Genomic DNA, 24,586 nt, shown 5'->3' on the forward strand with positions numbered 1-24,586 from the left:
ACTCTACTAGATAACTGATTGAACTAGGTTACCGAGTTCGCGGCAATGAGGTGTTCGGCCAGTGCGAGCAGCAGATCGCGGCCGACCGCCCGCTGTCGCATGTCCCCCATCACCAAGGGGACTTCCGGGTCGAGGTCGAGCGCTTCGCGGATCTCCCGCTCGCTGCGTTCCTGGTGGCCGTGGAAGCAGTTGACGCCGATCACGAAGGGAATGCCGCGGCTCTCGAAGAAGTCGATGGACGCGAAGCTGGACTCCAGCCGCCGGGTGTCGGCGATGACCACCGCACCGAGCGCGCCGTGCACGAGGTCGTTCCACATGAACCAGAAGCGCTCCTGGCCGGGCGTCCCGAAGAGGTAGACCACCAGCTGGGGGTTGACCATGATGCGGCCGAAGTCCATGGCCACCGTGGTGGTGGCCTTCCGCTCGACGCCCTCTACATCGTCGACGCCCACGCTCGCGACGGTCAGGTACTCCTCGGTGCGCAGCGGCGCCACCTCGCTCACCGCCCCGACCAGGGTCGTCTTGCCCACGCCGAAGCCACCCGCCACAAGGATCTTGACCGCCGCGGGTGCCGAGCCGTCGTAGGCCCGGCCCGCGGGGTCAGAGTCTGCGAAGGCCATCCCTCACCGCCCGAAGAAGTGTCATGTCCATTGCGTTTCCTCCTGCTACAGCGATCGGCGGGCGGGTTGTCGCCCGGCCCAGCGCGACCAGGTCGTCGATGAGGATCTTCGTCACCGCCACCGGCAGGTCCAGTTCCGCGGCGATCTCGGCCACCGCGGCGGGTGTGCGGCACTGCTGGAGGATCGAGCGGTGCTCGGGTTGCAGGCCTCGCAGACCGGCCCGGCCGGGTGCCGGTTCGACGGTCGTCACGAGGGTGATCAGAGTGAGGTCGTCGCGCGCGGGTGCCGTCCGGCCCTGGGTGATCGTGTAAGGCCTGACCGACAGCTCTTCAGCGTCTCCCGCTTCCAGGCCGTCCATCCAGTGGCTCACTCACGTACACCGCGCTCGTCGGCGGGCGCCCCGAAGCGCGTCTCGGTGCTCATGCGCTGGCCCACCTGCTGCATCAGGGTGTGCATGGCCACGGTCATCAACTCGGCGTCCACTTCCTGGGATGCCACGACGGCCAGATGCGTGCCGCGGCCCGCCGCGGAGATGAACAGCCACAGGTCGGTCAGCTCCACGATCACCTGGTGCACCGAACCGCCGCCGAACAGCTGCCCGACCCCGCGGGCCAGACTCTGCTGGCCGGTGGCGATGGCGGCGAGGCGTTCGGCGTCGCCGCGGGCGATGGTGCGGGACTGGCTGACCACCAGTCCGTCGTCGGACAGCACGATGGCGTGGTGCGTGCCGGGAACCTGTTCGACCAGGCCGTCCAGCAACCAGTCCAGGTCCGGATGAGTGGCGGTCGTTCGCATTGTCATGGTCAGTCTTCCGTCGGGATCCGTCTACGCTGCGGCAGCACGTCGAGGGGTTCGTGGTCGGTCGGGGGAACGTCACGCCGGACCATCCGGGACTGGCGCTGGAAGGCACCGATCGTCGCGCCGGAGCGGGCGGGTGCGGACCGCCGGTCCGGTGCCGGCTCCTCGGGCGAAGGCGCCCCCAGGCCGGCGGCCGGGTCCCGCAGTTCGTCGGCGAGACTGGCCAGCCGCACCCGTTTGGGCAGCGGTTGCACATCCGGGGCGACATCCACGCGCAGGGTGCCGTTCCCCCGCGGCGCGCCGGCCGTCTGCGACACCGGGTGGGGGCGCGGCGGCCGGGTCCACACATCACTCGCGGGGGCCGTGGCTTCGAGCGGACCAACCCGGCCGGTCACCAGGGTGTCCGCGTCCGGAGCCAACCCGTGCTCCACGCCGGGCGCGTCCGCGACGGCCACCTCGGGGGGCGGCGGCCAGGCGGCGTCGGCTGATTCGGGTGGGGGCCCGGTCCGCCCGGGAGCCTCGACGACGAGTTCGTCGGGGATGAGGACGACGACCCGGGTGCCGCCGAACGAGGAGGGCCGCAGTTCCACCTGGATGTCGAGGGCACGCGCCAGCCGGGCCACCACATAGAGGCCGAGCCTGACGTCGTCCGCCCGGGACATGACGTCCATGCGGGGCGGCTCGGTCATCAGCCGGTTGGCCTCGTCGTACTGCTCGGGGTCCATGCCCACGCCGCGGTCCTCGATCTCCACCGCGAGACCGCGTCCCACTCGGGCGGCGTACACCTCAACGGGCGTCGGTGGCCTGGAGAAACCCACCGCGTTCTCCATGAGTTCGGCCAGCACATGGATCACCAGGCCGACGGCGCGCTCGGCCAGCCACACCCGGTCCTCGACGTCGATCTGGATCCGCCGGTAGTCCTGCACCTCGCTCTGCGCGGAGCGCAGCACATCCAGCAGCAGGACGGGCTTGCGCCAGCGTCGCTGCGGCTGGCCGCCTCCGAGGATCACCAGGTTCTCCTCGTAGCGCCGCAGCCTGGCGGTCAGATGGTCGAGGTCGAACAGGCCTTCAAGGACCTCGGGATCCTCGTGCCGGCGCTCCAGCTCACTGAGCTTCTTCATCTGCAGGCCGATGAGCAGCTGGGTACGCCGGGCGATGCGCTGGAGCAGCTTCTCGAAGCCGCGGAACTGTGAGACCTGGGCCATCGTCGTGTCCAGGGCGCTGTGGCGCGCGAGGTTCAGCGCCTGGCCCAGCTGGCCCAGTTCGTCGTCGCCGTGCTGGATCGCGGGGAGTTCGGCGTCCAGGTCGACGACGTCTCCGCTGCGCAGGCGTTCGACCACGGCCGGCATGCGGGTCTGCAGGTCCAGGGCGGCGACGCGCAGCGCGGAGATCCGGCGGCGCAGCGTCCGGGTGAGCACCGCGCTGATCAGGACGACCACGAGCACCGCCACCGCGCCCATCACGCTGGTGACGATCAGCCGCCGCACCAACGCGTTCAGTTCTTTCTCGGTGGCCGCCGTCAGGGTCACGGAGTAGGCGGTGTTGAGCTGCTGGAGCTGGGCGGCGACCGGCCCGACGCTGTCGCTCCACGTCGTGCCGAGTCCCTTGGAGAACGTGTCCGCGTCTCCCCCGGAGCCGGAGCCCGACAGGACGTTCTGCTCGGCCGTCGTCTTCTGCTTCCACGCGCCGCCCGCCATCAACTTCCGGTAGAGCGCGGCCTGATCGGCCGGGACGAGGGGCACGATCTTGTTGTCGTAGAGGAAGCGCTGGGAGCCGATCCATCCGGCGAGCTGACCGCGTTCGGTGGCGGAGAGCCGTCCGGTCACCGAGCCGCGGGTGAAGAGCGCGTTCTCCCGCGAGATCATCTCCATGCCCCAGACCGAGTCGATGGCCGGCCGGGCGAGGTAGTCGATGTTGGGCAGACCGACATGGCTCAAGGTGGTGAACAGGTTCAACTGGCTGGAGATGAGGCTCGTGTAGCGGTCGAACGTCTGCTGCTGCGAGGCGGTCCGCTGGTCCACCCCCGCCCGGTAGTCGGCCAGTTTCCGCAGGTTCCTGCCCACCTGGACGACGTTGGCACGGATGTCGTCGGGGGCGCTCCAGCCGCTGTCGGGCAGTTCCTGGACGGTCGTGACGTCGGCGTCGGTGCGGCTGCGCTGCGCGCGCAACGCCTTCTGGTAGCCCTCGGGATCGGCCAACTCCGCGCCGCTGAGCCGGCGTTCCTCCTGGAGGTCGAAGAAGGCCGCCATGATCGGACGTGCCGCCGCGTTGGAGGCGGCGTTGCGGTCCTTCTGCGTCCGCCACTCCGTGTAGAGCTGCGCGGAACTCGCCAGCCACAGGGCCACGAGGGTCACGCTGGGCACCAGAGCCAGGATCAGCAGGACCGTGCGGAGTGACGGTTGTCGCCGGGCTCCGCTGCCGCTGACCCTGGGGCCTTGTCTCTTCGACGCACGCGCGTGCACTGCCACTGAGGTCCCCAGCGATGCTCCAAGTGACAGGCCGCTCCGATGGGCCCGCACGATGACGCGCCGATGCTATCCATGGATACCGCTATCTAAATACACTTAGAGCACTAAACTTTCACCATCATCGGTTTCCACCGACGCGGTCAGCGCTCCGGCACGAAGCAGGGCAGCGTGATCTCGTCCGTGAGGGGCCGGAAGTCGACGCGAACGCGCATACCGATGGCGACGGCGTCCGGATCCCCGGCGTCCACGTGGGAGAGCAGGGAGCCGCCGCCGTCGAGGTCGATCACGGCGAGCGCGAAGGGCGTGTCGAAGCCGGGGCCGGGGGCGCGGTGGACCACGGTCACCGAGTAGACGGTCCCGCGGCCGACACTGGGCACGTACCGCCAGTCCAGCGCCATGCACCCGGGGCAGGCGGGCTCGGGGACGAAGAAGCGCAGGTCACAGCTCGGGCAGTAGGGGACGACCAGGTCGCCGCGCCGGGCCGCGTCCCAGAACGGTTCGGACAGTTCGGTGGGGACGGGTACGGGCCGGCTCATCGCGCTCTCCCCAACAGGCTCATCTCGTAGTGCTGGGCCCCGGATCCGGCGTTCCCGACGACCGCCAGCTCGGCGCCCTCGACCTGGTGCACGGCGGTGCCGCGCAACTGCCGTACGGCCTCGACGACTTTGAGCGTCATCTGCTGTGTCCCGTTCCAGGCGTACGACAGACAGCCCCCGTCGGGATTGACGGGATGCTTGCCGCCCACGGCGATGGCACCGCTGGCCGCCAGTGGTCCGCCCTCGCCCTCGCCGCACAGGCCGAGCGTCTCCAACTGCCGGATGATCTCGAAGGAGTTGGGGTCGTACAGGGAGAACACGTCCACGTCGTGCGGGCCGACGCCCGCCATGGCGTAGGCGCGGGTCGCGGCGTCCAGGCCGAGCTGCCCGACTTCGCGGTACAGCGCCGGGTTGGCGTATGCGGCCTGGTGGTACTCCATGCCGCCGCCCAGGACGGCGACGGCGGGGTGCGGCAGGTCGCGGGCCCGCTCGGCGGTGGTCACCACGAGTGCGGCGCCGCCCTCGCCGACGATGCAGCAGTCCAGCAGGTGGAAGGGCGTGGCCACCATCCGCGAGGCGAGGACGTCGTCGGCGGTGTACGGGCCGCGCCCGTACATCATCGCCTCCGGGTTGGTGGTGCCGTTGTTGCGGATGGTGGCGGCGACCTCGGCGAGCTGGCGGGAGGTCGTGCCGTACTCGTGCATGTGCCGTGCCGCCACCAGCGCGAACTGGGCGACGACATAGCTGCCCCACACGTCGGCGAACTCCAGGGGCACACCGGCTCCGACGGGACCGGCGCCGCGCGAGACCAGCTTGCAGCCGCCGACGACGACGGTGTCCGCGAATCCGGCTCTGATGGCGGCGGCCGCTTTCAGCAGGCCCCGTGAGCCGGCGTTGTCGAGCATCGAGTCGCTGGTCCAGCGCAGGTCCCGGCCGAGCATCCGCGCCCAGGAGCTGCCCTCGCCGGGTACGCCGCCGGGGCCGGGCCAGTCGACCTGAGCACCGTCCACGTCGGCTGGGGTCAGTCCGGCGTCCGCGATCGCGCCGCGTACCGCTTCGAGGGCGAGGTCCATGGCGTCGCGGTCGGGCAGTGTCAGCGCCTGTTCGGTGGCGTGCACGCCGACGACGACGGGTTGGCGGTCGTTCACGAGGTCACCGCCCCGCGCCGAGCTGGTCGCCGCCGGGATAGCCGCCCCCGCCGAAGCGCTCGTCGAGCACCTCGTAGTCCTTGGCGTAGTCCTTCGTGCGCGGCAGAGCCTCGATGAACTCGACCGTCTTCGGCTTCTTGTACGAGGCGATCCGTGCCCGGCAGTGCTCGATGACGTCCTCCGCGGTGATCGGCTCGGCGCCCGGCTGGAGCACCACGACGGCCTTGACGTCCTGCGCCCAGCGCTCGTTGGGCACACCGATCACGGCCGCCTCCTTCACTGCGGGGTGGGACTCGATGCAGTTCTCCACCTCGGCCGGGAAGATGTTCTCGGCGGCGGACTTGAGCATGCGGGTCGTCGTCCCTAGGAAGCTGATCGTGCCGTCGGCCTCGCGTCGGCCGAGGTCGGTGGTGTGCCACCAGCCGAAGCGGAAGCGTTCCTCGTTGATCTCGGGCCGGTTCCAGTAGCCGAGGTGCACGAGGTCGCCGCGGACACAGATCTCGCCCGCCTCGCCGGCCGCGCACTCCGTGCCGGTGCCGTCCAGGACGCGTACGGCGGTGAAGGGGCCGGGGCGTCCCGCGTTGCCGGTGCCCGCGCCGCCGTAGGCGCCGGTCACCGCGAAGCCCGTCACCTCGGTCTGCCCGTAACCGCGGCCCATGCCGCCGCCGTTGCGGGTGAAACGGCTCTCATCGGTGGGGACGGTGCCTTGCCACAGTGGTGCGGCGACGCTCGCGCGCAGGTGGGAGAGGTCGTGGCCGGCCTCGCGGTTCAGCGCGACGAGCTGGGCGATGGTCGGAGGCATCAGGTAGGCGTGCGTGCACTTCTCGTCCGCCAGAAGCGGGAGCAGTTCCTCGGCGACCACGCGGCGCACGACCACGTTCTTGCCGCCGTGGACGAAGGCCGGGACGCCCCAGAACTGGTAGTTGCCGATGTGGAACATGGGCCCGGCGCCGAGGAAGGACGTCTCCGTGCCGATGTCCCCCATCCAGGCGGCGCTCGCGCCCATGGCGAGCAGGTTGCGATGCGAGAGCATCGAGCCGGACTGCCGACCGGAGATAGCCGCGGTGTAGATCACCAGGAGCGCCGCGTCGGGGTCGACCTCGGCGACGGGGTCCTCGGGTGAGCCCGAAGCCAGGAAGGACTCGTAGGAGTCGGCGCCCTCGGAGTCGTGACGCAGCCACAACGCCCGCTGGTCGCTGGCGAGTTCGGCCCGTGCCTTGGCTACCGTGTCGCCGATCTCCTCGTCCTGCCAGACGACGACCTTGGGGTCGAAGTCCTCGACGGCGAAGGCCATCTCGGGGGCGGCCCAGCGCCAGTAGCCGGGACAGACCATGGCGCCGATCTTCGCGGCGGCGCCGAGCAGCTCCCAGATCCGGAAGGAGTTCTGGCCCAGCCACAGGATGCGGTCGCCGGAGCCGACGCCCGCGTCCGTGAGGGCGCCTGCCAGGCGGTTGGTGCGCTCGTCCAACTGGGGCCAGGTCAGCCGGACGTCGCCGTCGACGAGGGCGACTCCGTCGGGGAAGGACCTTCGGTGCTCACGGATGATGTCGCCGAACGTCAGGCGGCGGGCGGAATGCATGCTGCTGGCTCCAAAGGCTCGGAGAGGTGGGGGCCGTCAGACGCGGCCGATGCCGACGCCCTTCACGTTGATGAACTCGTCCAGACCGGCCTTGCCGCCCTCCCGCCCGAACCCACTCATGCCCACGCCGCCGAAGGGCGTCGCGGGCGAAGTGATCGGATTCGGGCCGGGGTTGACGTAGACCGTCCCGGCCTTCAAGCGCGGCACCAGGCGGTTGACGCGCGCGATGTCACGGGACTGGATGTAGGCGGACAGGCCGTACTCGCTGTCGTTCGCCAGGGCGACGGCCTGGTCCTCGGTGTCGAACGGGGTGATGGCCAGGACCGGTCCGAAGACCTCCTGCTGGGCGAGGTCGCTGCGGTTGTCGACGTCCGCGAAGACGGTCGGGGTCACGAAGTAGCCGTCGGATGCGATGCGTTCACCGCCGTACACGAGCCGGCCCGCACCGTCCTCGACCGCCTTGTCGACCATGCCCTGGACGCGGTCGCGGGCGGCTTCGTTGATGAGGGGACCGATGTACGTCGTCGGGTCGAGCGGGTCGCCCACGGGCAGGTGGGCGATCACCCCGGTGACCCGCGCGATGACCTCGTCGTAGATCGCGCGCTCCACCAGCAGCCGGGTGGGCAGTGCGCAGCCCTGCCCGGTGTTGCTCATGGCGAAGGCGGCGCAGTACGGGACGACGGTGTCCAGGTCGGTGTCGGCGAAGAGCAGGTTGGCTGACTTGCCGCCGAGCTCGAACACGACCGGCTTGAGGCTGAGGGCCGCGTCGGCCATGATGCGGCGCGCGGTGGCGGGGCCGCCGGTGAAAGAGATCTTGTCGACGCCGGGGTGGGTCACCAGTGCCGATCCCGCGTCGCCGAGCCCGGTGACGACGTTGATGACGCCCTCGGGGATGCCGGCCTCGTGAGCCAGGTCGGCAAAGAGCAGCGCGGAGAACGGCGTGGACTCGGCCGGTTTGATGACCACGGTGTTGCCTGCGGCGAGCGACGGCGGGACCTTCATCGCCAGCGAGAGCGCGGGCGAGTTCCAGGTGATGATGTGGCCGATGACGCCGTACGGCTCGGGGATGGTGTACTCGATGTTCTCGTGCGGGCTGTAGGCGGCGCCGACCATGCCCTCGATCTTGTCGGCCCAGCCGGCGTAGTACTCGGTCCACTCGGCGACGTGCGGTCCGACGTTCTCCGCCCACCCTCCGATGCACACGCCGTTCTCCAGCGGGCAGATCGCCGCGAAGTCGGGGATGTGGTCGCGCAGCAGCCCGGCGAAGCGGGTGAGCAGCCGACGGCGCTCCGCGGGGCGCATGGTGCCCCACACCGCGAAGGCCTGGCGGGCGGCCGCCACCGCCTGGTCCACCTCGGTGGGTCCGGCGAGCGGGATGTGCGCCTGGATGAGGCCGGTGGCCGGGTTGCGGTGCTCGTAGAGTCCGCCGCTGGTGTCGGTGACGTCCTTGCCGCCGATGACCAAACGCGGCTGCGGCAGGTCGTGCTCCGCTCTGTCCTGGTGCAGCTTCACATCGACCGTGACCACGGGTACCTCCTAGAGACCGCGCAGCACTGCGCACATCCAGGCTAAATAGCTAACCTATTTAGCCAAGGTAGTCAATAAGTTCAGGACACTCCCGACCGTGACCTACAGGCCCAGCGACCGCCCGATGATCTCCAGCATGATCTCCGAGGTTCCGCCGAAGACCCGCTGCACCCGGCTGTCGCGCCAGATGCGCGCGATCTCGTACTCGTTGACGTAGCCGTAGCCGCCGAAGAGCTGCATGCAGCGGTCGATGACCTCCCAGCCGGTCTCGGAGGTCCAGTACTTGGCGGCGGCGGCCTCGTCGGCGGTCAGCTCGCCCTGGAGAAGGGCCATGATGCAGCCGTCCACGTACACGCGGGCGGCGTTCAGCTTGGCCCTGATACCGGCGAGCGCGAACCTGTTGGCCTGGAACTCCCCGATGGGCTGCCCGAAGGCCGTACGGGTCTTGGCGTAGTCGAGCGCCAGCACGTAGGCCCGCTCTGCGGCCGCCAGGGAGGAGACGGCGATGGCGAGCCGTTCCGTGGGGAGGTTTCCCATCATGTGGTAGAAACCGCGGCCCTCCTCTCCGATGAGGTTCTCGGCCGGGACCCGGACCTCGTGGAAGAAGAGCTCGGCTGTGTCCTGGGCCTTCATGCCGACCTTGTCGAGCTTGCGTCCGCGCTCGAAGCCCTCGGCTCCGCGCTCGACGACGATCAGGCTGATGCCCTTATGGCCGGCCGCCGGGTCGGTCTTGCAGGCGACGATGACCAGGTCGGCCAGGATGCCGTTGGTGATGAAGGTCTTGGAGCCGTCGATCACCCACTCGTCGCCGTGGCGGCGGGCGGTGGTGCGGATGGCCTTGAGGTCGGACCCGGCGGACGGCTCCGACAGCGCGAGCGCGCAGATCGTCTCGCCGCTGATGACACCGGGCAGCCAGCGGGCCTTCTGCTCAGGTGTCGTGAGGTTCATCAAATAGGGCGGGAGGACGTCGTTCTGCAGCCCGAGCCCGATGCCGACCGAGCTGGTGGCCGCCATCTCCTCGGCCATGATCGCGTTGTAGCGGAAATCCCGGATGCCCTGGCCGCCGTACTCCTCCGGGAACTGCCAGCCGATGAGTCCGGCCTTGCCCGCCGCCGCCCACGCGGCCCGGCTCACCTGCCCGTCGCGCTCCCACTGCTCGGCGTACGGGGCGCATTCGCGCAGGTAGAAGGTGCGGGCGGTCTCGCGGAACAGCTCATGTTCCTCGGTGAAGATCGTTCGGCGCATGCTCGACTCCACTCACACATCTCGCTTATTTAGCTGAAGTAGTTATACGATAGCGCTGTATCGGGACCTGGGCGAGGGAGGGCGCGTGAGCGTACGGGACAAGGTGGCACTCGTCACCGGAGCGGGACGCGGGATCGGCGAGGCGATCGCCGACCGGCTCGCCGCCCAGGGAGCCGCGGTCGCCGTCTGCGACCTCGACCCCGAGGCCGCCGCCAAGGTCGCGGGACGGCTCGTCGAGCGGTACGGGGTGCGGGCGACGGGGGTCGGCGCGGACATCTCCGACAGCGCGGCCGTGCACGCGGCCGTGGAGCGGGTGACCGTCGAGCTGGGTCCGGTGGACGTCCTGGTCAACAACGCGGCCGTTGACGTCATCGGCCGCTTCGTCGACAGCACCGAGGACACCTGGAACCGGATCATCGACGTCAATCTGCGCGGCACGATCACGGTGACCCGCGCCGTACTGGACTCGATGATCGAAAGCGGTGGCGGCCGGATCGTGCACATCGCCTCCGACGCCGGCCGCGTCGGCTCGTCCGGCGAGGTGGTGTACTCCGCGACGAAGGGCGGGGTCATCGCCTTCGGCAAGGCGCTGGCCCGCGAGGTCGCCCGGCACGGCATCACCGTCAACAGCGTCTGCCCGGGCCCGACCGACACCGCGCTGCTGGGACAGGTCGCCGACTACAGCCAGAAGATGTACGACGCGACGGTGCGGGCCATCCCGCTGCGCCGCGTCGCCCAGCCCGAAGAGATCGCCGGTGTGGTGGCCTTCCTCGCGTCCGACGACGCCGCCTACATGACCGGGCAGACGCTCTCGGTCAGCGGCGGACTGACGATGGTCTGAGGTGAACACCGTGCTCCGTACCGAACTCCGCGACCGCATCGCCGTACTGACCCTCGACCGGCCGGGGCAGCTCAACGCCCTCGGCTCCGAGACCGCCACACAGCTGAAACAGACTCTCGCCGACGTCCGCGACAACGACGACGTACGCGCCCTGGTCATCACCGGTGCGGGACGGGCCTTCTCGGCCGGTGCCGACCTCGGTGAGATCGAGTCGTTCACCGCGCCGGGGCAGTTCCGGGCCTTCGTGGGGCGCCTGACCGAGGCGTTCGCGCTCCTGGAGGACTTCCCCAAGCCGTCGGTCGCGGCCGTCCACGGATTTGCCTTCGGCGGCGGCCTGGAGCTGGCCCTCGCCTGCGACCTGCGGGTGGCCGAGCGCGGCACCCGGCTGGGCCTGCCCGAGATGAAGCTCGGCGTACTGCCGGGCGCGGGCGGCACCCAGCGGCTGCCCCGCCTCCTTCCGCCGGCGATCGCCAAGCAGATGATCCTCACCGGCGAGCCGATCGACGCGGAGCGTGCTCACGCGCTCGGGCTCGTCAACGAACTCGCCGAGCCCGGCGGTGCGCTCAAGACCGCCGAAGCCCTGGCCGCGAAGCTGACCGCCGGGGCCCCGCTCGCGCTCGCGGCGGGCAAGCGGCTCATCGACTACGGGCTCGGCATGGACCTGGAGGCGGCGATCGCGTACGAGCGCGAAACCGTCGCGGTGCTGTTCTCCACCGAGGACCGGGCCGAGGGACTCAAGGCCTTCCGGGAACGCCGACCGGGCGACTTCCGCGGCGTGTAGCAGGCGTACAAGCGCCCGATGATCTGGAGGTGGGCCCGTGCGGCCACTGGAGGGCTATTCCGTGGTCGAGCTGGGCATGTGGGTGGCGGCACCGGCCGCGGCCACCATGCTCGCCGACTGGGGCGCGGACGTGATCAAGGTGGAGGCGCCGACCGGCGACCCCAACCGGTACACGCTCAAGCACGTCGGGCAGGACATCGACAGCGCTCCCCCGTTCGAGACCGACAACCGCGGCAAGCGCGGGATCGTCCTCGACCTGCGCTCGCAGGAGGGCAGGGACGTACTGGAGCGGCTGCTGGAACGCGCCGACGTGTTCGTCACCAACCTCCGCCCGGGCGCTCTGGAGAGGCTGGGCCTGGCGCCGGACGATCTGAGGGAACGTCATTCTCAGCTGGTCGTCGGCACGTTGACGGGCTACGGCTGGACGGGCGCCGAGCGCGACCGCGCCGGGTACGACGTCTCGGCGTTCTGGGCCCGCCCCGGCATCGCCGCCATGCTCAACCCGGCCGGGGAGCCACCGCCCGGCATCCGGCCCGGCCTCGGCGACCGTACGGCCGCGGCCAACCTGGTCGCCGGAGTGCTGGCCGCGCTGCTGCGCCGCGAACGCACCGGCGAGGGCGGCGTGGTGGACGTATCGCTGCTGCGGTCCGGCACCTACGCCAACGGAAACGACCTCGCCCTGCAGAACTACTTCGGCAAGCGCGGCCGTACCCGGCATCGCACCGAGCACGAGTCGCCGCTCTACAACTCCTACCGGGCCGCCGACGACCGCTGGTTCTGGCTGGTCGGTCTGGAGGGCAACCGGCACTGGCCCGGTGTCGTCAAGGCACTCGGCCGCGAGGACCTGGCGACGGACGAGCGGTTCGCGACCGGCAAGGCCCGGCGCGGGCACGTACGCGAGCTGATCGCCGAGTTCGACGAGGAGTTCGCCAAGCGGCCCCTGGACGAGTGGGCCGAGCGCTTCGACGCCGAGGGCGTGTGGTGGGCGCCCGTGCAGACCCTGGCGGAGGTGGCGGCCGATCCGCAGGCGGAGGCGGTCGGGGCGTTCGTCGAACAGCCGGGCATGGGGGACGCCCCGCCGCTGCGGACGGTGGCGACCCCCGTCGCCTTCTGGGGCGTCGACGAGAAACCGCGTGGCGGCGCGCCGACGCTCGGCGAGCACACCGACGAAGTGCTCCGCGAACTCAACTGAACTCATATATCTGGAGGTACGGCGTGGGCATCCTCGACGACAAGGTCGCCATCGTCACCGGCGGCGGCAGAGGCCTTGGCCGGGCGCACTGTCTGGCGCTCGCCGAGGCCGGCGCGACCGTGGTCGTGAACGACCTCGGCTCGGGCATACACGGCGAGCAGACCGGCGACTCCCCCGCCGACGAGGTCGTCGCCGAGATCACCAAGCTCGGCGGCCGGGCGATCGCCAACCACTCCTCGGTGACCGACTGGGCGGCGACCGAGACCATGGTCGCGGACACCGTCGCGGAGTTCGGCCACCTCGACATCGTCGTGAACAACGCGGGCATCGTGCGCGACCGGATGCTGTTCTCGATGACCGAGGCGGAATTCGACTCCGTCATCGCGGTGCACCTGAAGGGCACTTTCGCGCTCACCCGGCACGCGTGCGCGTACTGGCGAGAGGCGTCGAAGCGCGGCGAGCGGGTCGCCGGCCGGGTCATCAACACGACGTCCGGGACCGGCCTGTTCGGCAACCAGGGCCAGTCCAACTACGGGGCCGCGAAGGCCGGAATAGCCGGGCTCACCGTCCTGACCGCCCTGGAGATGCGCCGCTACGGCGTGACCGCGAACGCCATCTCGCCGATCGCGGCCACGCGGATGACGGATGGGCTGGCCGTCGGCGAGTCCCTCCAGGCCACCGAGGGCTTCGACCCGCGCGATCCCGCCAACGCCTCCGGGGTCGTCGTCTACCTGGCCTCCGACAGCGCGGCCTGGCTGACCGGTCAGGTCCTGCGCATCGAGGGCAACCGGCTGAACCGGCTGCAGGGCTGGACGGTCGCCGCCGTCCACCCGAGCCAGTCGGGGCAGGCCCTCACCTACGACGAGCTCGTCGACGCGGTACCGCAGTTGTACGGCGCCGTCCCCGTCGGCCGGGCGACGGGCGTCGGCCAGTGAAGGGCCACGACGCCGCCGCCCTCGCGCTGCGCGCGACCCTCGGCCCGATGCTCTTCGCGCACGGCTGGAACAAGGTCGCCGGACCGGGCGGGCTCAAGGGCACCACGGGCTGGTTCGAGGCGCTGGGCCTCAAGCCGGCCGAGGTGCACGCCCGGATGGCGGCGGGCACCGAGATGGCGGCCGGGGTGGGCATCGCGCTCGGCGCGGCCAACCCGCTCCCCGCCGCGGCGGCCGTCGGCCTGATGACCGTGGCCGCGCGGACCGACCACCGCGGCAAGGGCTTCTTCGTCTTCAAGGGCGGCTGGGAGTACGCCGGTGTCGTGGGCGGCGCGGCCGTCGCACTGGCCGCGCTGGGCAACGGACGGTACTCGCTGGACGGCCTGCTGCGCCGCCAACACGCGGGCAGCCGACACGCGTTGCTGGCGGCCGGAGTCGGCACGGCGAGCGCGGCGGCGCTGCTGGCGCTGTGCTACCGGCCGCAGCAGAAACCGGACGGGACAGATCAATGAGACCGATAAGGGCAACAAGGGAGAGTCGACATGGACGCGGCTGACTTCAGCGCGGTGCTGTCCGAGGTCCGGCGTTTCGTCAGGGACCGTGTCGTGCCGCTCGAGGCGGAGATCGACGAGAAGGACGAGATGCCCGCGGACATCCGCGAGGCGGCCAAGAAGATGGGCCTGTTCGGCTTCGCGCTGCCCGAGGAGTACGGCGGACTGGGTCTGTCGATGCTCGAGGAGGCCCAGCTGATGTTCGAGCTGGGCTACACGACCCCGTCGCTGCGTTCGATGTTCGGCACGAACAACGGCATCGCGGGTCATGTCCTCATGGTGGGCGGCACCGAGGAACAGAAGGCGGAATGGCTGCCGAGGATCGCCTCCGGTGACGTACTGGCGTCGTTCGCGCTCACCGAACCCGAGGCCGGGTCCGACCCGTCGACGCTCACCACGCGCGCCCATCTGGACGGCGACGACTGGGTGATCAACGGCGCCAAGCGGTACATCACCAACGCCCCGCTCGCCGACGTCTTCATGGTCTTCGCCCGCACCGACCCCGATGCCCCGCGCACCCGGGGCATCTCCACCTTCCTGGTCCCGGCCGGAACGCCGGGCCTCACCGTGGCTCCCAAGGACCACAAGATGGGCCAGTTCGGCGCCTGGACCGCCGACGTCTTCTTCGACGACGTCCGCGTGCCGGCCTCCGCCCTCGTCGGCGGCGACGCCGGCCTCAACCGTGGCTTCTCCACGGCGATGGGCTGCATCGCCCACGGGCGGGTGCACATCTCCGCGCTGATGGTCGGCATGGCCGAGCGCCTGGTCGACGAGTCGGTCGCCTACGCGAGCACCCGCAAGCAGTCCGGGAAGCTCATCGGCTCCTTCCAGCTCGTCCAGGGCCTGATCGCCGACTCGCAGACCGACTACTACGCCGGACGCGCCACCGTCCTGGAGGCCGCCCGCGCCTTCGACGCCGGGACGGACACCAAGATCGGCCCGTCCTGCACGAAGTACTTCGCCAGCGAGATGGTGTGGCGGGTCGCGGACCGCGCCGTGCAGATCCATGGCGGTGCGGGCTACATGCGCGGGGTCGCCGTCGAGCGCTTCTACCGCGACGCCCGGCTGTTCCGCATCTACGAGGGCACCAGCCAGATCCAGCAGGTCATCATCGCGAAGGCGCTGCTGGGCGAGGCGGCGCGCGGCTGAACCCGCCTGCCGGGGTGTGTCGTTCTCGGCGCATGACCGACACCTCGCCGAGTGACGAAGACGGCCTCGCGCTGTGGCGGCAGACGCCGGCCCCGTTCCAGCAGCAGGACCAGCAGCCGCTCGCCGCATCCCTCCGACCGATCCTCCCAGATCTCCTCGCCCATGCCCCCTGCCCGCCGCTTCTGTCCTCCAGCACCCTGGTCATCGGCGCACAACGTGACCTGTGAGGCCCGCCCCAGCGGCTCATGCCGCCATGCGCGGCATGTCGGAGGCGCCGGCGAGTAACTGCTTCTTCCTCTGCGTGATCAGTATCGAGGGGAATCGATGTCGCGGAGTCAGCCCGCGTCGAGCGGAACCAGGGCCACGGGCCGGACCATAGCGCGCGCCGGCACCACCGGCCGATGGCTGGGCGCGCACAGCAAGTGGACCACCGGCATCACCATCGCCGACGACGCGCTCGCCCTGTTGCCTCTCCGCGGTCTTCGGCACAGCAGGACACGCCAACGCCGATGGTCAGCGACTCATCCCCTCCGGGTGATGCCGTCCGGTGCGGGCTGGAGTCTCCTGAATACGTACGGCACTCCGACCGCCAGACAAGGAGCACGAAATGGCCAAGCAAGAGACAGGCGCGGGCGGCGTCGCCGCCATCGCCGAAGCGGACGCTCCCGTCTTCGAGACGCTGGTCCAGATGACGCTCGACACGTTCGAGCGGTCCGGGCTGGATCAGGAGACGTACCTGCTGGCACGCATCGCGGCTCTGGTGGCCATGGACGCCTCTGCCCCCTCGTACCTGCTCAACATCGGCACCGCAGCGGAGATCGGTATGCCGCTGGAGAAGATCCAGGGAACGCTCGTGGCGATCGCCCCCGTAGTGGGCAGCGCACGGATCGTGTCCGCCGCCCGCGCCATCGGCGACGCATTCGGCCTGGAACTCCCCGGAGAAGAGGAGCAGTGACCCCGCCCCGGCCGGGGTGGCAAGCCCTGGCCCCGGGCTCGCCATGGGGCCTGCGGCCCTTCCTCTCGCACGCACTGCGACCTCGGCACGGCCGAGACACCAAACAGGAGACGCGATGGACAGCTATGTGAACCTGGCCTACGACTACCCGGTACTGGGCGCCTTCTGGACGGTCATGTGGATCTTCCTGTGGGTCATGTGGATCTTCCTGCTCTTCCGCGTCGTCGTCGACATCTTCCGCGACGACTCCATGAACGGCTGGGCCAAGACGGGATGGCTGGTCTTCACGATCGTCCTCCCCTTCCTGGGCGTCTTCGTCTACCTCATCGCCCGGGGCAAGGACATGGGCAAGCGTGAACAGGAGCACACCAGGGCCAAGTTGGAAGCGACGAACCAGTACGTCCGCGAGACCACCGGCACCACAGGGCCCGCGAGCGAGGCGGATCAACTGGCCAAGCTCTCGGAGGTCCGGGCCCGTGGCGACATCTCCGACGAGGAATACCGCCGGGCCAAGGAGAAGGTCCTCCACTAGCAACCGGACGCACCACATGCCACGTCTGTGCGCCCGTTCACCGGGCCCGCGACGATACGGGGGCCCTGGCTGTGGCAGGGGCCGGGTCGGCTGTGGGGCCCAGGGGCGGCAATGAGCCCACGCAGCTGTGACGGCAGCGGACTCCCTCGCCAACCCGGCGTACAAAACCATCAGCCACCACGCCCGCAGTCCACCAGCGCCGCGCTGAGGCTCTGCACCGAATCGGGGGCGACAGCATCACATCGGACGAGTTCGCCGGTCAGCTTCCACGCGAAGAAGCTGGCTCGAGGACATCTGCGGTCGTCCTACACTCCACTGCGGCTCCGAAGGTGCTCACACTCTCGACGCCGGCCCAGCGGTCATGGAGCCCGTCATCGGGGATGACGTCCGCATGAACGCCGACGGACAACGGTCGCCCACCTACCACCCTCAGCTGCGGGGCACCTGGACCGGCCTCTCATCCACCAGTTCAAGACCGGGGGCTGTCGGCCCGACCGCCGCCTGCGAGCGGATGACATCGATCGCTTCGACGAGTTGGTCGCGCAGCAACCGGCAGAGCCTGGTCCGCCCCTCCGGAGCCCAGGCCAGTCCATCCGAACCACTCATGTGCACCTCCGCCGGGTGACCTCGCCCTGAACGTTGTCCGTCAGATCGCCGACCCGGTCTGCAACCAGCGCAGCATCAGTCCCACAGGCCGCGCAATGCACGATCACATCGGTACTCAGCTCGCGGCGAGCACCCTCACGCCGACAAAGCTGATCACCGTGCTGCACCGCCATACCGTCCCAACGACGCCACCTCGCTCCCGATGGCCCGCCGAAAGGGTGACTTCGGCCGCTGCCCACCCCCGGAATATCGGGAACTGCGCCTGGAGTCCGCCAGTCACCCACCGGCGCAGGCCGGCTGCGGCCAGGTGGCGCCTGGACCCGTGTGGCGGCGGCGGACGCCACTGCGGCGTAGCAACTTCGACGCGAGGCTGCCCGGGCTGTGGGAATGCGACGTCAAGCGGCAGTCGGCCGACCTGGTCATCGCGGGCCGGCGCCGGGAGCAGGTCGGCCGCCGTTTCGGCCGACGCAAGTCCCCTCTTCCATCGGACACAGGACCGGCCCGCCCTGGATCCTTGCCGCGTGCAACCGCCCACGTCAATCCGACTGGCACACCGGTCCGCCTGTCTCCGGAAGACGCCGCGAGCACAGCTTGCAGCGGATGAGGCCGACGTGGCTGTGCTGTTCCCAGGGCAGCCAGGCATGCTCGCCGAGCCGCTGTTGGCTCGCGTCGGCCGGGACGGCGGCCGTCCGGCGTGTCCTCGTCGATGTCGGCGCGCAGTCCTTCGTCGACCTGTAGAAGGAGGCGAGCGGCGCGTCCAAGGGGGATCAGCGGGGCTGCCGCAGGAGTCGACAATCCGCAGGGTTGATCCGAAGGGTCGGAGCATGAGCAGTGGCGGCTGGACCGTTGTGGCGGTGGCGGGCGTCACCGCCGCGTACGCACTGGTTTCGCGTCGGCTGTCCTCGACGCCCCTGTCGTCGGCGATCGTGTTCGTCGGCGCCGGGATCCTCATCGGGCCGGCCGTGCTCGACATCGTCGACCTGGAGCACGACACCGCACCGATCACCACGCTCCTCGAGGCCACGCTGACCCTCGTGCTGTTCACCGATGCCATGACCGTGCGCAGACGGGACCTCGCGGCCGGGGGCTTTCTGCCGGGCCGTCTGCTGGGCTTCGGACTGCCGCTGAGTATCGGGGCGGGCTGGCTGCTTGCCTGGCCCCTGCTGCCGGGGCTGACGGTGTGGGAGCTCGCACTCGTCGGCGCGATCCTCGCCCCTACAGACGCCGCCCTCGGAAAGACGGCGATCTCCAATCCCCGGGTCCCGGCGCTCGTACGGCATGGACTGAATGTGGAAAGCGGCCTGAACGACGGCATGGTGCTGCCGTTCTTCGTCGTGTTCCTCGCCGCCATCCCGGGCACGCACTATGCGGACGAGGGTGCGGCAGGTGTCTTCTGGCGCGCACTCGTGCTGAGCACCGCGCTGGGGCTTCTGGTCGGTGGGCTGGGCGGTCGTCTGCTGCAGTGGACTCGGGCCAGAGGGTGGGTCACACGGGAGTGGCGGCAGGTCTATCTGCTGGCCGTCGCCGCGGCGTCGTACGAACTCGGCGTCCTGACGGACGGCAGCGGCTTCATCGCGGCCTGGGTGGCCGGGTTCGCCTTCGGGTTCGCCCTGCGCCGTTACCGGACCGGCGGCGAGGAGGAGGCACACCCGGACCACACCTCCGACTTCGCCGAGAATCTCGGCGGACTCCTGGCGTCGATCAGTCTTCTGGTCTTCGGAGCGGTGCTCCTCGGTCCTGCGCTGGAGCACCTGAGCTGGCGGATCGTCCTTTACGCGGTGCTCAGCCTCACCGTGGTCAGGATGCTGCCCGTGGCCCTCTCGCTCGCAGGGAGCGGACTCCGGTCGCCCACGGTGACGTACATCGGGTGGTTCGGGCCGCGCGGTCTCGCGTCCGTCGTGCTGGCGCTGCTCGTGGCGGAGGAACACGTTCCAGGGGTGGAACTGCTGGGCAGAGTGGTCGCGATCACCGTCGGCCTGAGTGTCCTCCTGCACGGCGTCTCGGCCGTGACCCTCGCTGAGCGGTACGGCCGCTGGTACGAGAAGGCCGCTGCCGCCACCCGCGGCCTGCGGGAGAAGGCACCCGTACCTGAGGCCCCCGGGCGCCGCAGGCTCGGCTCCCTGGACCGGCCCGAGACGTGATGGCACGGGTCCCGTACTCGCTCCGCGCGCTGTCGCCCGGCTCGTACGGTGTGGCCCGCCCGCCCTAGGGACGGTCAGATCCCGAGCCGGTCCAGCAACCGCTCGTGGTACACCGCCGGGCCGCCGAACAGCAGCTGCGAGGACTTGGCCCGCCGGAAGTACAGGTGGGCCGGGTGTTCCCAGGTGAAGCCGATGCCGCCGTGGACCTGGATGTTCTCCATGGCGGCGATCATGTACGCCCGTGAGCAGCAGGCGTGGGCCACGGTCGCGGCGACCGGGAAGTCCGGGGAGCCCTCGTCGGCCAGCCGGGCCGCCTCACGGGAGGCGGCTTCGGCCAGTTCCACCTGGACGAGCATGTCGGCGCACTTGTGCTTGACCGCCTGGAAGGAACCGATCGGCCGGCCGAACTGATGGCGGGCGCGGGCGTACTCCGCGCTCGTCTCCAGGCACCGGCGCGCCCCACCCGCCTGCTCGGCGGCGAGCCCGACCGAGGCTATGTCGAGGACCTTGGCCATGATGCGGCCGCCCGCCCCCTCCGCCCCGACGAGGGTCGCGGGCACGGCGTCCAGGGTCAGCCGCGCCATGGCCCGGGTGGCGTCCAAGGTCTCCATCGGTTCCGCCGCGAGTCCCGCGGCGTCCCGCTCCACGGCGAAGAGGGTGGGGCCGGCCACGGTACGGGCGACGACGAGGATCAGGTCGGCCGTCGTACCGTCGATGACGAAGCACTTGCGGCCGCGTACCGTCCAGCCGGCGTCGCCGTCCGGCACGGCGCGCGCCGAGACCATGGCGGGGTCCCAGGAGCCGTGGTCCTCGGCGACGGCGAGGGTGGCCGTGGTCCGCCCGGCCGCGATACCGGGCAGGAGGCGCGCACAGGCCTCCTTGTCCCCCGAAGCCAGCAGGGCCTGGGCCGCCAGGAGGACGGTGGCGAAGAAGGGGGCGCAGAACAGTGCGCGGCCCATCTCCTCCAGGACGACGCCGAGTTCGACGCGTCCGAAGCCGTCGCCGCCGTACTCCTCGGGGATCGCCAGGCCCGGCAGGCGCAGTTGGTCGGCCGCCTGGGACCACACCGCCGGGTCGAAGCGCGGCTCGCTCTCCATCAGCTTGCGGACCGCTTCCTCGGGCGACTTGGCTTCCAGGAACTCCCGTACGGCTGCCCGCAGTTCCCGCAGTTCGCTCTCGTCGGCGGTCACGGCCGCACCTCCTTGGCAGCGGCGGTCACCGGTTCCTTGGGCAGGCCGAGGACGCGTTCCGCGAGGATGTTCTTCATGATCTCCTCGGTGCCGCCGAGGATGCGCAACGCCGGGGTGGCCAGCAGCAGTTCGGTCCATGCGTACGTGCCCCACTGGCCGGTGTCGGCGATGATCCGGGGGCCGAGCACGTCGGACACGAAGTGCGCCGCGCGGGTGAGGTTCTGGCCGTACATCAGCTTCGAGACGGACATCTCGGGGCCCGGCGCGACCCCCGCGCGCAGCCTGCGGAGGGCGCGGGCGTTGAGGTGTTCGGTGGCCAGGACGTCCACGAGGAGTTCGGCGAGGCGGGCGCGCAGGGCCCGGTCGTCCCAGGTCCAGGTGGCCCGCATGAGCGCCGAGAGGTGGTCCGGGGACAGGGCGGCGGCCACCGGGCCGACTCCCTCGCTGCCGACCGTCGCGCGCTCGTTCATCAGGGTGGTCAGGGCGACCGTCCAGCCGCCGTCGACCTCGCCGAGCCGGTGGTCGTCGGGGATGCGTACGTCGGTGAGGAAGACCTCGTTGAAGTCCGCGCCGCCGGTCATCTGCCGCAGCGGCCGGACCTCGACTCCGGGGGCGTCCATGGGGACGAGGAACGCCGTGATGCCGCGGTGCTTGGGCGCTTCCGGGTTCGTACGGGTCAGAGCGAGGCCGATCTGGCTGTGCTGGGCGACCGACGTCCACACCTTCTGCCCGTTGAGCACCCAGTCCTCGCCCTCGCGGACGGCCCGGGTCGCCACGCTCGCCAGGTCGGATCCCGCGCCTGGTTCGCTGAACAGCTGGCAGGCGATGGCGTCCCCGCGGTACATCGCGGGCAGCCAGCGGTCCTTGATGCGGGGCTGGGCGTGGGCCAGGATCGTCGGCCCGATCATGCCCAGGCCGATCACGCTGAGCACACCGGTGTCGGCGACGTCGTACTCCGACTCAATGGCGTCGTAGAGCAGGTCGTGGACGGGGGTCAGGCCCCGGCCGCCGTACTCCACCGGTCCCGTGATCCAGCCGAAGCCGTTCTCGTGGCGGATCCGCTGCCACTCCCGGGCCCGTTGCACGAACTCCCGTTCCTCCTCGAGCGGGAGGCTGCTGAAGTACGCCATCGAGTCGTCGCCCTCGCCCCAGGTGAGGGCGGTGCGGTCGGGGGCCTTCGCCACGTGCGCGTCGAGGAAGCGGCGCGCCTCGGCGGCGAAGTCCCGCATGTCGTCGGATTCCATCGCGTTCGCTCCGCTGTCAGGTCGAGAGGATCGTCACCGCCGACGCGCCGGGCGCGCCGTACAGGTGGGTGTAGCCGACGCGCGGTGTGCCGGGGATCTGGCGCGTGCCCGCGGTACCGCGCAGCTGGAGGACGATCTCGTGGATCTGACGCAGTCCGGACGCGCCGATCGGTTCTCCGTTGCCGAGGAGTCCGCCGTCGGTGTTGACCGGGAGCCGGCCGCCGATCTCGGTGGCACCCTCAGCGATGAGGCGTTCCTGCTCGCCGTCCTTGCAGAGGCCGTTCTCCGCCATGTGGATGATCTCCGACCCGGCGTCGGTGTCCTGGAGCTGGGCGACGTCGACGTCTTCGGGGCCGATGCCCGCGCGTTCGTACGCGTCCCGGGAGGCGTCCACGCTCGGGCTGTCCACGGGCTCCCCGACCGGGAACGACGGGCTCTGCACCTCGAACGCGCCGAGCCTGCGGCTGCGCAGGGCGGTGGCCCGGACGCGTACGGGGGTGGTCGTGTACTTGTGGGCCTGGTCGGCCCGGCACATCACGACGGCCGCGGCGCCCTCGTTCGGCCCGCAGTACATGAACTGCCGCAGGGGGTAGTTGAGGACCGGCGAGGCGAGGACCTCCTCGGGCGACAGGGGCGTCCGGCGCCAGGCCTTGTCGTTCCCGGCCGCGTTGCGGAAGTTCTTCGAGGCCACGCGGGCGAGCGTCTCGTGGGAGATGCCGTGCTCGTGCATATAGCGGTTGATCTTCATGCCGAAGAAGTGGGTGGTGAGGAAGAGCCCGGTCTGCCCGTACCAGGAGGGGATGCCTGCCACGGACGGGTCGGCGGCGAACGCGCCACGCGGGTGCTTGTCCAGGCCGATCGCGATCGTCAGGTCGTGCTCGCCGGTCTCGATCGCGCGGGCGGCCAGCGCCACCGCCGTACCGGCCGTCGCGCAGCCGTTGAAGACACCGCGCATCGGTATGCCGGTCAGGCCGAGCCTGCCGACGATCGCGTCCGGGTTGGCGACCTCGTAGCTGCCGATGTAACCGCCCTGGATCTGCGGCCAGTTCACGCCCGCGTCGGCGAGCGCCAGCCGTACCGCGTCCGCGCCCATGTCCAGCGCGGGCTTGCCGGGGAACCGGCCGAAGGGGTGCAGGCCCACCCCGATGATGACGGCCTCGGTCATGACGCCTCCTCCTCGATCTCAGTGGATTCCTCGACCGGGGCGAACGCGAACGTCATGACCTCCGTGCCGTCGTCCTGGACGGTGTAGGGCACGAGCGTCAGCCGCATGTCCTGCCCGATCCGCAGCTTGTCCGGGTCGGGTTCGGTCAGTCGCGCCTCGACCAGCAGCTCGCCGGGGAGCTCGATGTATCCGACGGAGTACGGCTCGAAGGTCTCGGGGCCGTCGTACGGCGGGGACGGCGGGCGGAAGTCCTGGGTCGTGTACGTCCACAGCGTGCCGCGGTCCGCCAGGAGCCGTTCCTTCGAATCGTCGCTCGCGCACCGGACGCAGGTCGCGGCGGCCGGGAAGCTCACCAGGCCGCACACCCTGCACTCGGAACCGATCAGCCGGAGGGGCGCGGCGGCGGGCGGCCAGGTGAACAGGCCCTCGGCGACCGGGCGTTGTGCCGTCGTCATCTCAGGCCCCGTTCCGGTTGCCCAGGACGTCGGCGTTCGGAGCCGCCTTGGCCACCAGGTTCGGGACGACGGAGGACAGCTCCTCCGGCGTCCAGCGGGTGTCGGCACTCACGGCGGGGCCGTTGACCCAGCCCTCCAGGACCGTGATGCGGTTGCCGACGACGCCGAACACCCGGCCGGTGACCTCGCGCGAGGCGGCCGAGCCCAGCCACACCACCAGCGGCGAGATGGCCTCAGGGGTCAGGTCCTGGCTCTCGGCGGCCTGCTTCATCATCTCGATGTCGTCGGTCAGCCGGGTCAGCGCGGTGGGCGCGATGGCGTTCACCGTCACGCCGTAGCGGGCGAGTTCGGCGGCGGCGATGAGGGTGAGGCTGCCGATGCCGGCCTTCGCCGAGCCGTAGTTGGACTGGCCGGGGTTGCCGAAGATGCCGGACGGGGAGGTCGTGTTGATCACCCGGGCGTCGTTGTCCTGACCGGACTTGGCGCGCTCGCGCCAGTACGCGGCCGCGTGGTGCAGGGTGGCGAAGCTGCCCTTGAGGTGGACAGCGATCACGCTGTCCCAGTCCCGCTCGGTCATCGACACGATCATCCGGTCGCGCAGGATGCCGGCGTTGTTGACCAGTACGTCCAGACCGCCGTAGGTGTCCACGGCCTGTCGGACGAGCCGGCCGGCGCCCTCCCAGGTGGAGATGTCGTCCGTGTTGGCCACCGCCTCACCACCGGCCGCGACGATCTCGTCGACCACACTCTGGGCGGGCCCGGCCGATGCGCCCGCGCCGTCCCGCCCGCCGCCCAGGTCGTTCACGACGACCTTCGCCCCGTGCGCCGCGAACGCCAGGGCGTGCGCCCGGCCGATCCCGTTGCCGGCGCCGGTCACGACCGCGATCCGGCCTTCGACCACTCCTTCAGACATGCTCAATTCCTCCATCGG

25 protein-coding genes are annotated in these 24,586 nt (G+C 70.5%); 10 read left to right on the forward strand and 15 right to left on the reverse strand.

The features are described from left to right. Positions 1–23: 23 nt before the first annotated feature. The 9 genes from OG841_RS02185 to OG841_RS02225 form a co-directional block, all read right to left on the reverse strand. Positions 24–620: a GTP-binding protein gene (locus OG841_RS02185; protein ID WP_328643059.1), complete on the reverse strand. Its 597-nt coding sequence runs from the start codon at positions 618–620 to the stop codon at positions 24–26. Beyond that, entirely contained in the window at positions 601–969 is a 369-nt protein-coding gene (locus OG841_RS02190) for a DUF742 domain-containing protein (protein ID WP_371570536.1), read from the reverse strand. The genes OG841_RS02185 and OG841_RS02190 overlap by 20 nt, the downstream gene beginning before the upstream one ends. A 17-nt stretch (positions 970–986) precedes the next feature. Further along, positions 987–1,415 carry a roadblock/LC7 domain-containing protein gene (locus OG841_RS02195; RefSeq protein ID WP_371570538.1) on the reverse strand — a complete coding sequence of 143 codons (429 nt, stop codon included), beginning with the start codon at positions 1,413–1,415 and terminating at the stop codon, positions 987–989. 8 nt (positions 1,416–1,423) lie between these two features. Continuing rightward, complete coding sequence (locus OG841_RS02200; protein WP_328643057.1) at positions 1,424–3,781, reverse strand: sensor histidine kinase; 2,358 nt, start codon at positions 3,779–3,781, stop codon at positions 1,424–1,426. Positions 3,782–4,026: 245 nt separating this feature from the next. Beyond that, entirely contained in the window at positions 4,027–4,422 is a 396-nt protein-coding gene (locus OG841_RS02205) for a Zn-ribbon domain-containing OB-fold protein (protein ID WP_371562933.1), read from the reverse strand. Beyond that, a complete protein-coding gene (locus tag OG841_RS02210; protein ID WP_371562936.1) occupies positions 4,419–5,570 on the reverse strand; it encodes a thiolase family protein in 1,152 nt (383 codons plus the stop codon). Before OG841_RS02210 ends, OG841_RS02205 begins: the two co-directional genes overlap by 4 nt. Positions 5,571–5,574: 4 nt before the next feature. Continuing rightward, positions 5,575–7,149, reverse strand: coding sequence for an AMP-binding protein (locus OG841_RS02215; protein ID WP_371562939.1), 1,575 nt, complete (start codon positions 7,147–7,149; stop codon positions 5,575–5,577). 36 nt (positions 7,150–7,185) lie between these two features. After that, positions 7,186–8,676 carry an aldehyde dehydrogenase family protein gene (locus OG841_RS02220; protein ID WP_365115998.1) on the reverse strand — a complete coding sequence of 497 codons (1,491 nt, stop codon included), beginning with the start codon at positions 8,674–8,676 and terminating at the stop codon, positions 7,186–7,188. Between the two features lie 102 nt (positions 8,677–8,778). Next, entirely contained in the window at positions 8,779–9,921 is a 1,143-nt protein-coding gene (locus OG841_RS02225) for an acyl-CoA dehydrogenase family protein (protein ID WP_328643052.1), read from the reverse strand. An 85-nt stretch (positions 9,922–10,006) separates the two neighbouring features. On the opposite strand from OG841_RS02225, the gene OG841_RS02230 reads away from it, so the two are divergent. From OG841_RS02230 to OG841_RS02270, 9 genes are all read left to right on the forward strand, one after another. Beyond that, complete coding sequence (locus OG841_RS02230; protein WP_371562943.1) at positions 10,007–10,762, forward strand: SDR family NAD(P)-dependent oxidoreductase; 756 nt, start codon at positions 10,007–10,009, stop codon at positions 10,760–10,762. 1 nt (position 10,763) lies between these two features. Next, positions 10,764–11,543 (forward strand): enoyl-CoA hydratase/isomerase family protein, encoded by a 780-nt coding sequence (locus OG841_RS02235; protein ID WP_328643050.1) that lies wholly within the window; start codon positions 10,764–10,766, stop codon positions 11,541–11,543. Positions 11,544–11,580: 37 nt separating this feature from the next. Continuing rightward, positions 11,581–12,735: a CaiB/BaiF CoA transferase family protein gene (locus tag OG841_RS02240; protein WP_328643049.1), complete on the forward strand. Its 1,155-nt coding sequence runs from the start codon at positions 11,581–11,583 to the stop codon at positions 12,733–12,735. A 23-nt stretch (positions 12,736–12,758) separates the two neighbouring features. Continuing rightward, on the forward strand, positions 12,759–13,670 hold the full coding sequence (locus OG841_RS02245; RefSeq protein ID WP_371562946.1) for an SDR family NAD(P)-dependent oxidoreductase: 912 nt from the start codon (positions 12,759–12,761) through the stop codon (positions 13,668–13,670). After that, complete coding sequence (locus OG841_RS02250; protein ID WP_328643047.1) at positions 13,667–14,179, forward strand: DoxX family protein; 513 nt, start codon at positions 13,667–13,669, stop codon at positions 14,177–14,179. The genes OG841_RS02245 and OG841_RS02250 overlap by 4 nt, the downstream gene beginning before the upstream one ends. A 30-nt stretch (positions 14,180–14,209) precedes the next feature. Next, positions 14,210–15,367 (forward strand): acyl-CoA dehydrogenase family protein, encoded by a 1,158-nt coding sequence (locus tag OG841_RS02255; protein ID WP_328643046.1) that lies wholly within the window; start codon positions 14,210–14,212, stop codon positions 15,365–15,367. Between the two features lie 32 nt (positions 15,368–15,399). After that, positions 15,400–15,594: a hypothetical protein gene (locus OG841_RS02260; RefSeq protein ID WP_365116006.1), complete on the forward strand. Its 195-nt coding sequence runs from the start codon at positions 15,400–15,402 to the stop codon at positions 15,592–15,594. A gap of 380 nt (positions 15,595–15,974) precedes the next feature. After that, on the forward strand, positions 15,975–16,322 hold the full coding sequence (locus OG841_RS02265; RefSeq protein WP_328643044.1) for a carboxymuconolactone decarboxylase family protein: 348 nt from the start codon (positions 15,975–15,977) through the stop codon (positions 16,320–16,322). A 115-nt stretch (positions 16,323–16,437) separates the two neighbouring features. Then, complete coding sequence (locus OG841_RS02270) at positions 16,438–16,854, forward strand: SHOCT domain-containing protein (RefSeq protein ID WP_371562952.1); 417 nt, start codon at positions 16,438–16,440, stop codon at positions 16,852–16,854. A gap of 429 nt (positions 16,855–17,283) precedes the next feature. On the opposite strand, the gene OG841_RS02275 is transcribed toward OG841_RS02270, so the two are convergent. Beyond that, positions 17,284–17,460, reverse strand: a complete 177-nt coding sequence (locus tag OG841_RS02275; RefSeq protein ID WP_371562955.1) for a hypothetical protein — start codon at positions 17,458–17,460, stop codon at positions 17,284–17,286. Between the two features lie 824 nt (positions 17,461–18,284). Here OG841_RS02275 and OG841_RS02280 point away from each other — a divergent pair. After that, positions 18,285–19,601: a cation:proton antiporter gene (locus OG841_RS02280; RefSeq protein WP_328643042.1), complete on the forward strand. Its 1,317-nt coding sequence runs from the start codon at positions 18,285–18,287 to the stop codon at positions 19,599–19,601. A 74-nt stretch (positions 19,602–19,675) separates the two neighbouring features. Here OG841_RS02280 and OG841_RS02285 read toward each other — a convergent pair whose 3' ends face one another. From OG841_RS02285 to OG841_RS02305, 5 genes are read right to left on the reverse strand one after another with little or no spacing between them, the layout of a single operon-like run. Then, a complete protein-coding gene (locus OG841_RS02285) occupies positions 19,676–20,791 on the reverse strand; it encodes an acyl-CoA dehydrogenase family protein (protein ID WP_328643041.1) in 1,116 nt (371 codons plus the stop codon). Beyond that, positions 20,788–22,035, reverse strand: coding sequence for an acyl-CoA dehydrogenase family protein (locus OG841_RS02290; protein ID WP_328643040.1), 1,248 nt, complete (start codon positions 22,033–22,035; stop codon positions 20,788–20,790). The genes OG841_RS02285 and OG841_RS02290 overlap by 4 nt, the downstream gene beginning before the upstream one ends. A 16-nt stretch (positions 22,036–22,051) precedes the next feature. Continuing rightward, positions 22,052–23,200, reverse strand: coding sequence for a thiolase family protein (locus OG841_RS02295; protein ID WP_328643039.1), 1,149 nt, complete (start codon positions 23,198–23,200; stop codon positions 22,052–22,054). Continuing rightward, entirely contained in the window at positions 23,197–23,655 is a 459-nt protein-coding gene (locus OG841_RS02300; RefSeq protein ID WP_328643038.1) for a Zn-ribbon domain-containing OB-fold protein, read from the reverse strand. Before OG841_RS02300 ends, OG841_RS02295 begins: the two co-directional genes overlap by 4 nt. A gap of 1 nt (position 23,656) precedes the next feature. Continuing rightward, positions 23,657–24,568 (reverse strand): SDR family oxidoreductase, encoded by a 912-nt coding sequence (locus OG841_RS02305; RefSeq protein WP_328643037.1) that lies wholly within the window; start codon positions 24,566–24,568, stop codon positions 23,657–23,659. Between the last annotated feature and the right edge of the window lie 18 nt (positions 24,569–24,586).

The sequence above is a fragment of the Streptomyces canus genome, assembly GCF_041435015.1.
GTDB lineage: Bacteria > Actinomycetota > Actinomycetes > Streptomycetales > Streptomycetaceae > Streptomyces > Streptomyces canus_G.

Coding starts and splice junctions, on each gene's coding strand:
- OG841_RS02185 (WP_328643059.1), bottom strand. CDS start 620: ATGGCCTTCGCAGACTCTGACCCCGCGGGCCGGGCCTACGACGGCTCG.
- OG841_RS02195 (WP_371570538.1), bottom strand. CDS start 1,415: ATGCGAACGACCGCCACTCATCCGGACCTGGACTGGTTGCTGGACGGC.
- OG841_RS02205 (WP_371562933.1), bottom strand. CDS start 4,422: ATGAGCCGGCCCGTACCCGTCCCCACCGAACTGTCCGAACCGTTCTGG.
- OG841_RS02215 (WP_371562939.1), bottom strand. CDS start 7,149: ATGCATTCCGCCCGCCGCCTGACGTTCGGCGACATCATCCGTGAGCAC.
- OG841_RS02225 (WP_328643052.1), bottom strand. CDS start 9,921: ATGCGCCGAACGATCTTCACCGAGGAACATGAGCTGTTCCGCGAGACC.
- OG841_RS02255 (WP_328643046.1), top strand. CDS start 14,210: ATGGACGCGGCTGACTTCAGCGCGGTGCTGTCCGAGGTCCGGCGTTTC.
- OG841_RS02260 (WP_365116006.1), top strand. CDS start 15,400: ATGACCGACACCTCGCCGAGTGACGAAGACGGCCTCGCGCTGTGGCGG.
- OG841_RS02265 (WP_328643044.1), top strand. CDS start 15,975: ATGGCCAAGCAAGAGACAGGCGCGGGCGGCGTCGCCGCCATCGCCGAA.
- OG841_RS02270 (WP_371562952.1), top strand. CDS start 16,438: ATGGACAGCTATGTGAACCTGGCCTACGACTACCCGGTACTGGGCGCC.
- OG841_RS02275 (WP_371562955.1), bottom strand. CDS start 17,460: ATGAGTGGTTCGGATGGACTGGCCTGGGCTCCGGAGGGGCGGACCAGG.
- OG841_RS02280 (WP_328643042.1), top strand. CDS start 18,285: ATGAGCAGTGGCGGCTGGACCGTTGTGGCGGTGGCGGGCGTCACCGCC.
- OG841_RS02290 (WP_328643040.1), bottom strand. CDS start 22,035: ATGGAATCCGACGACATGCGGGACTTCGCCGCCGAGGCGCGCCGCTTC.
- OG841_RS02295 (WP_328643039.1), bottom strand. CDS start 23,200: ATGACCGAGGCCGTCATCATCGGGGTGGGCCTGCACCCCTTCGGCCGG.
- OG841_RS02300 (WP_328643038.1), bottom strand. CDS start 23,655: ATGACGACGGCACAACGCCCGGTCGCCGAGGGCCTGTTCACCTGGCCG.
- OG841_RS02305 (WP_328643037.1), bottom strand. CDS start 24,568: ATGTCTGAAGGAGTGGTCGAAGGCCGGATCGCGGTCGTGACCGGCGCC.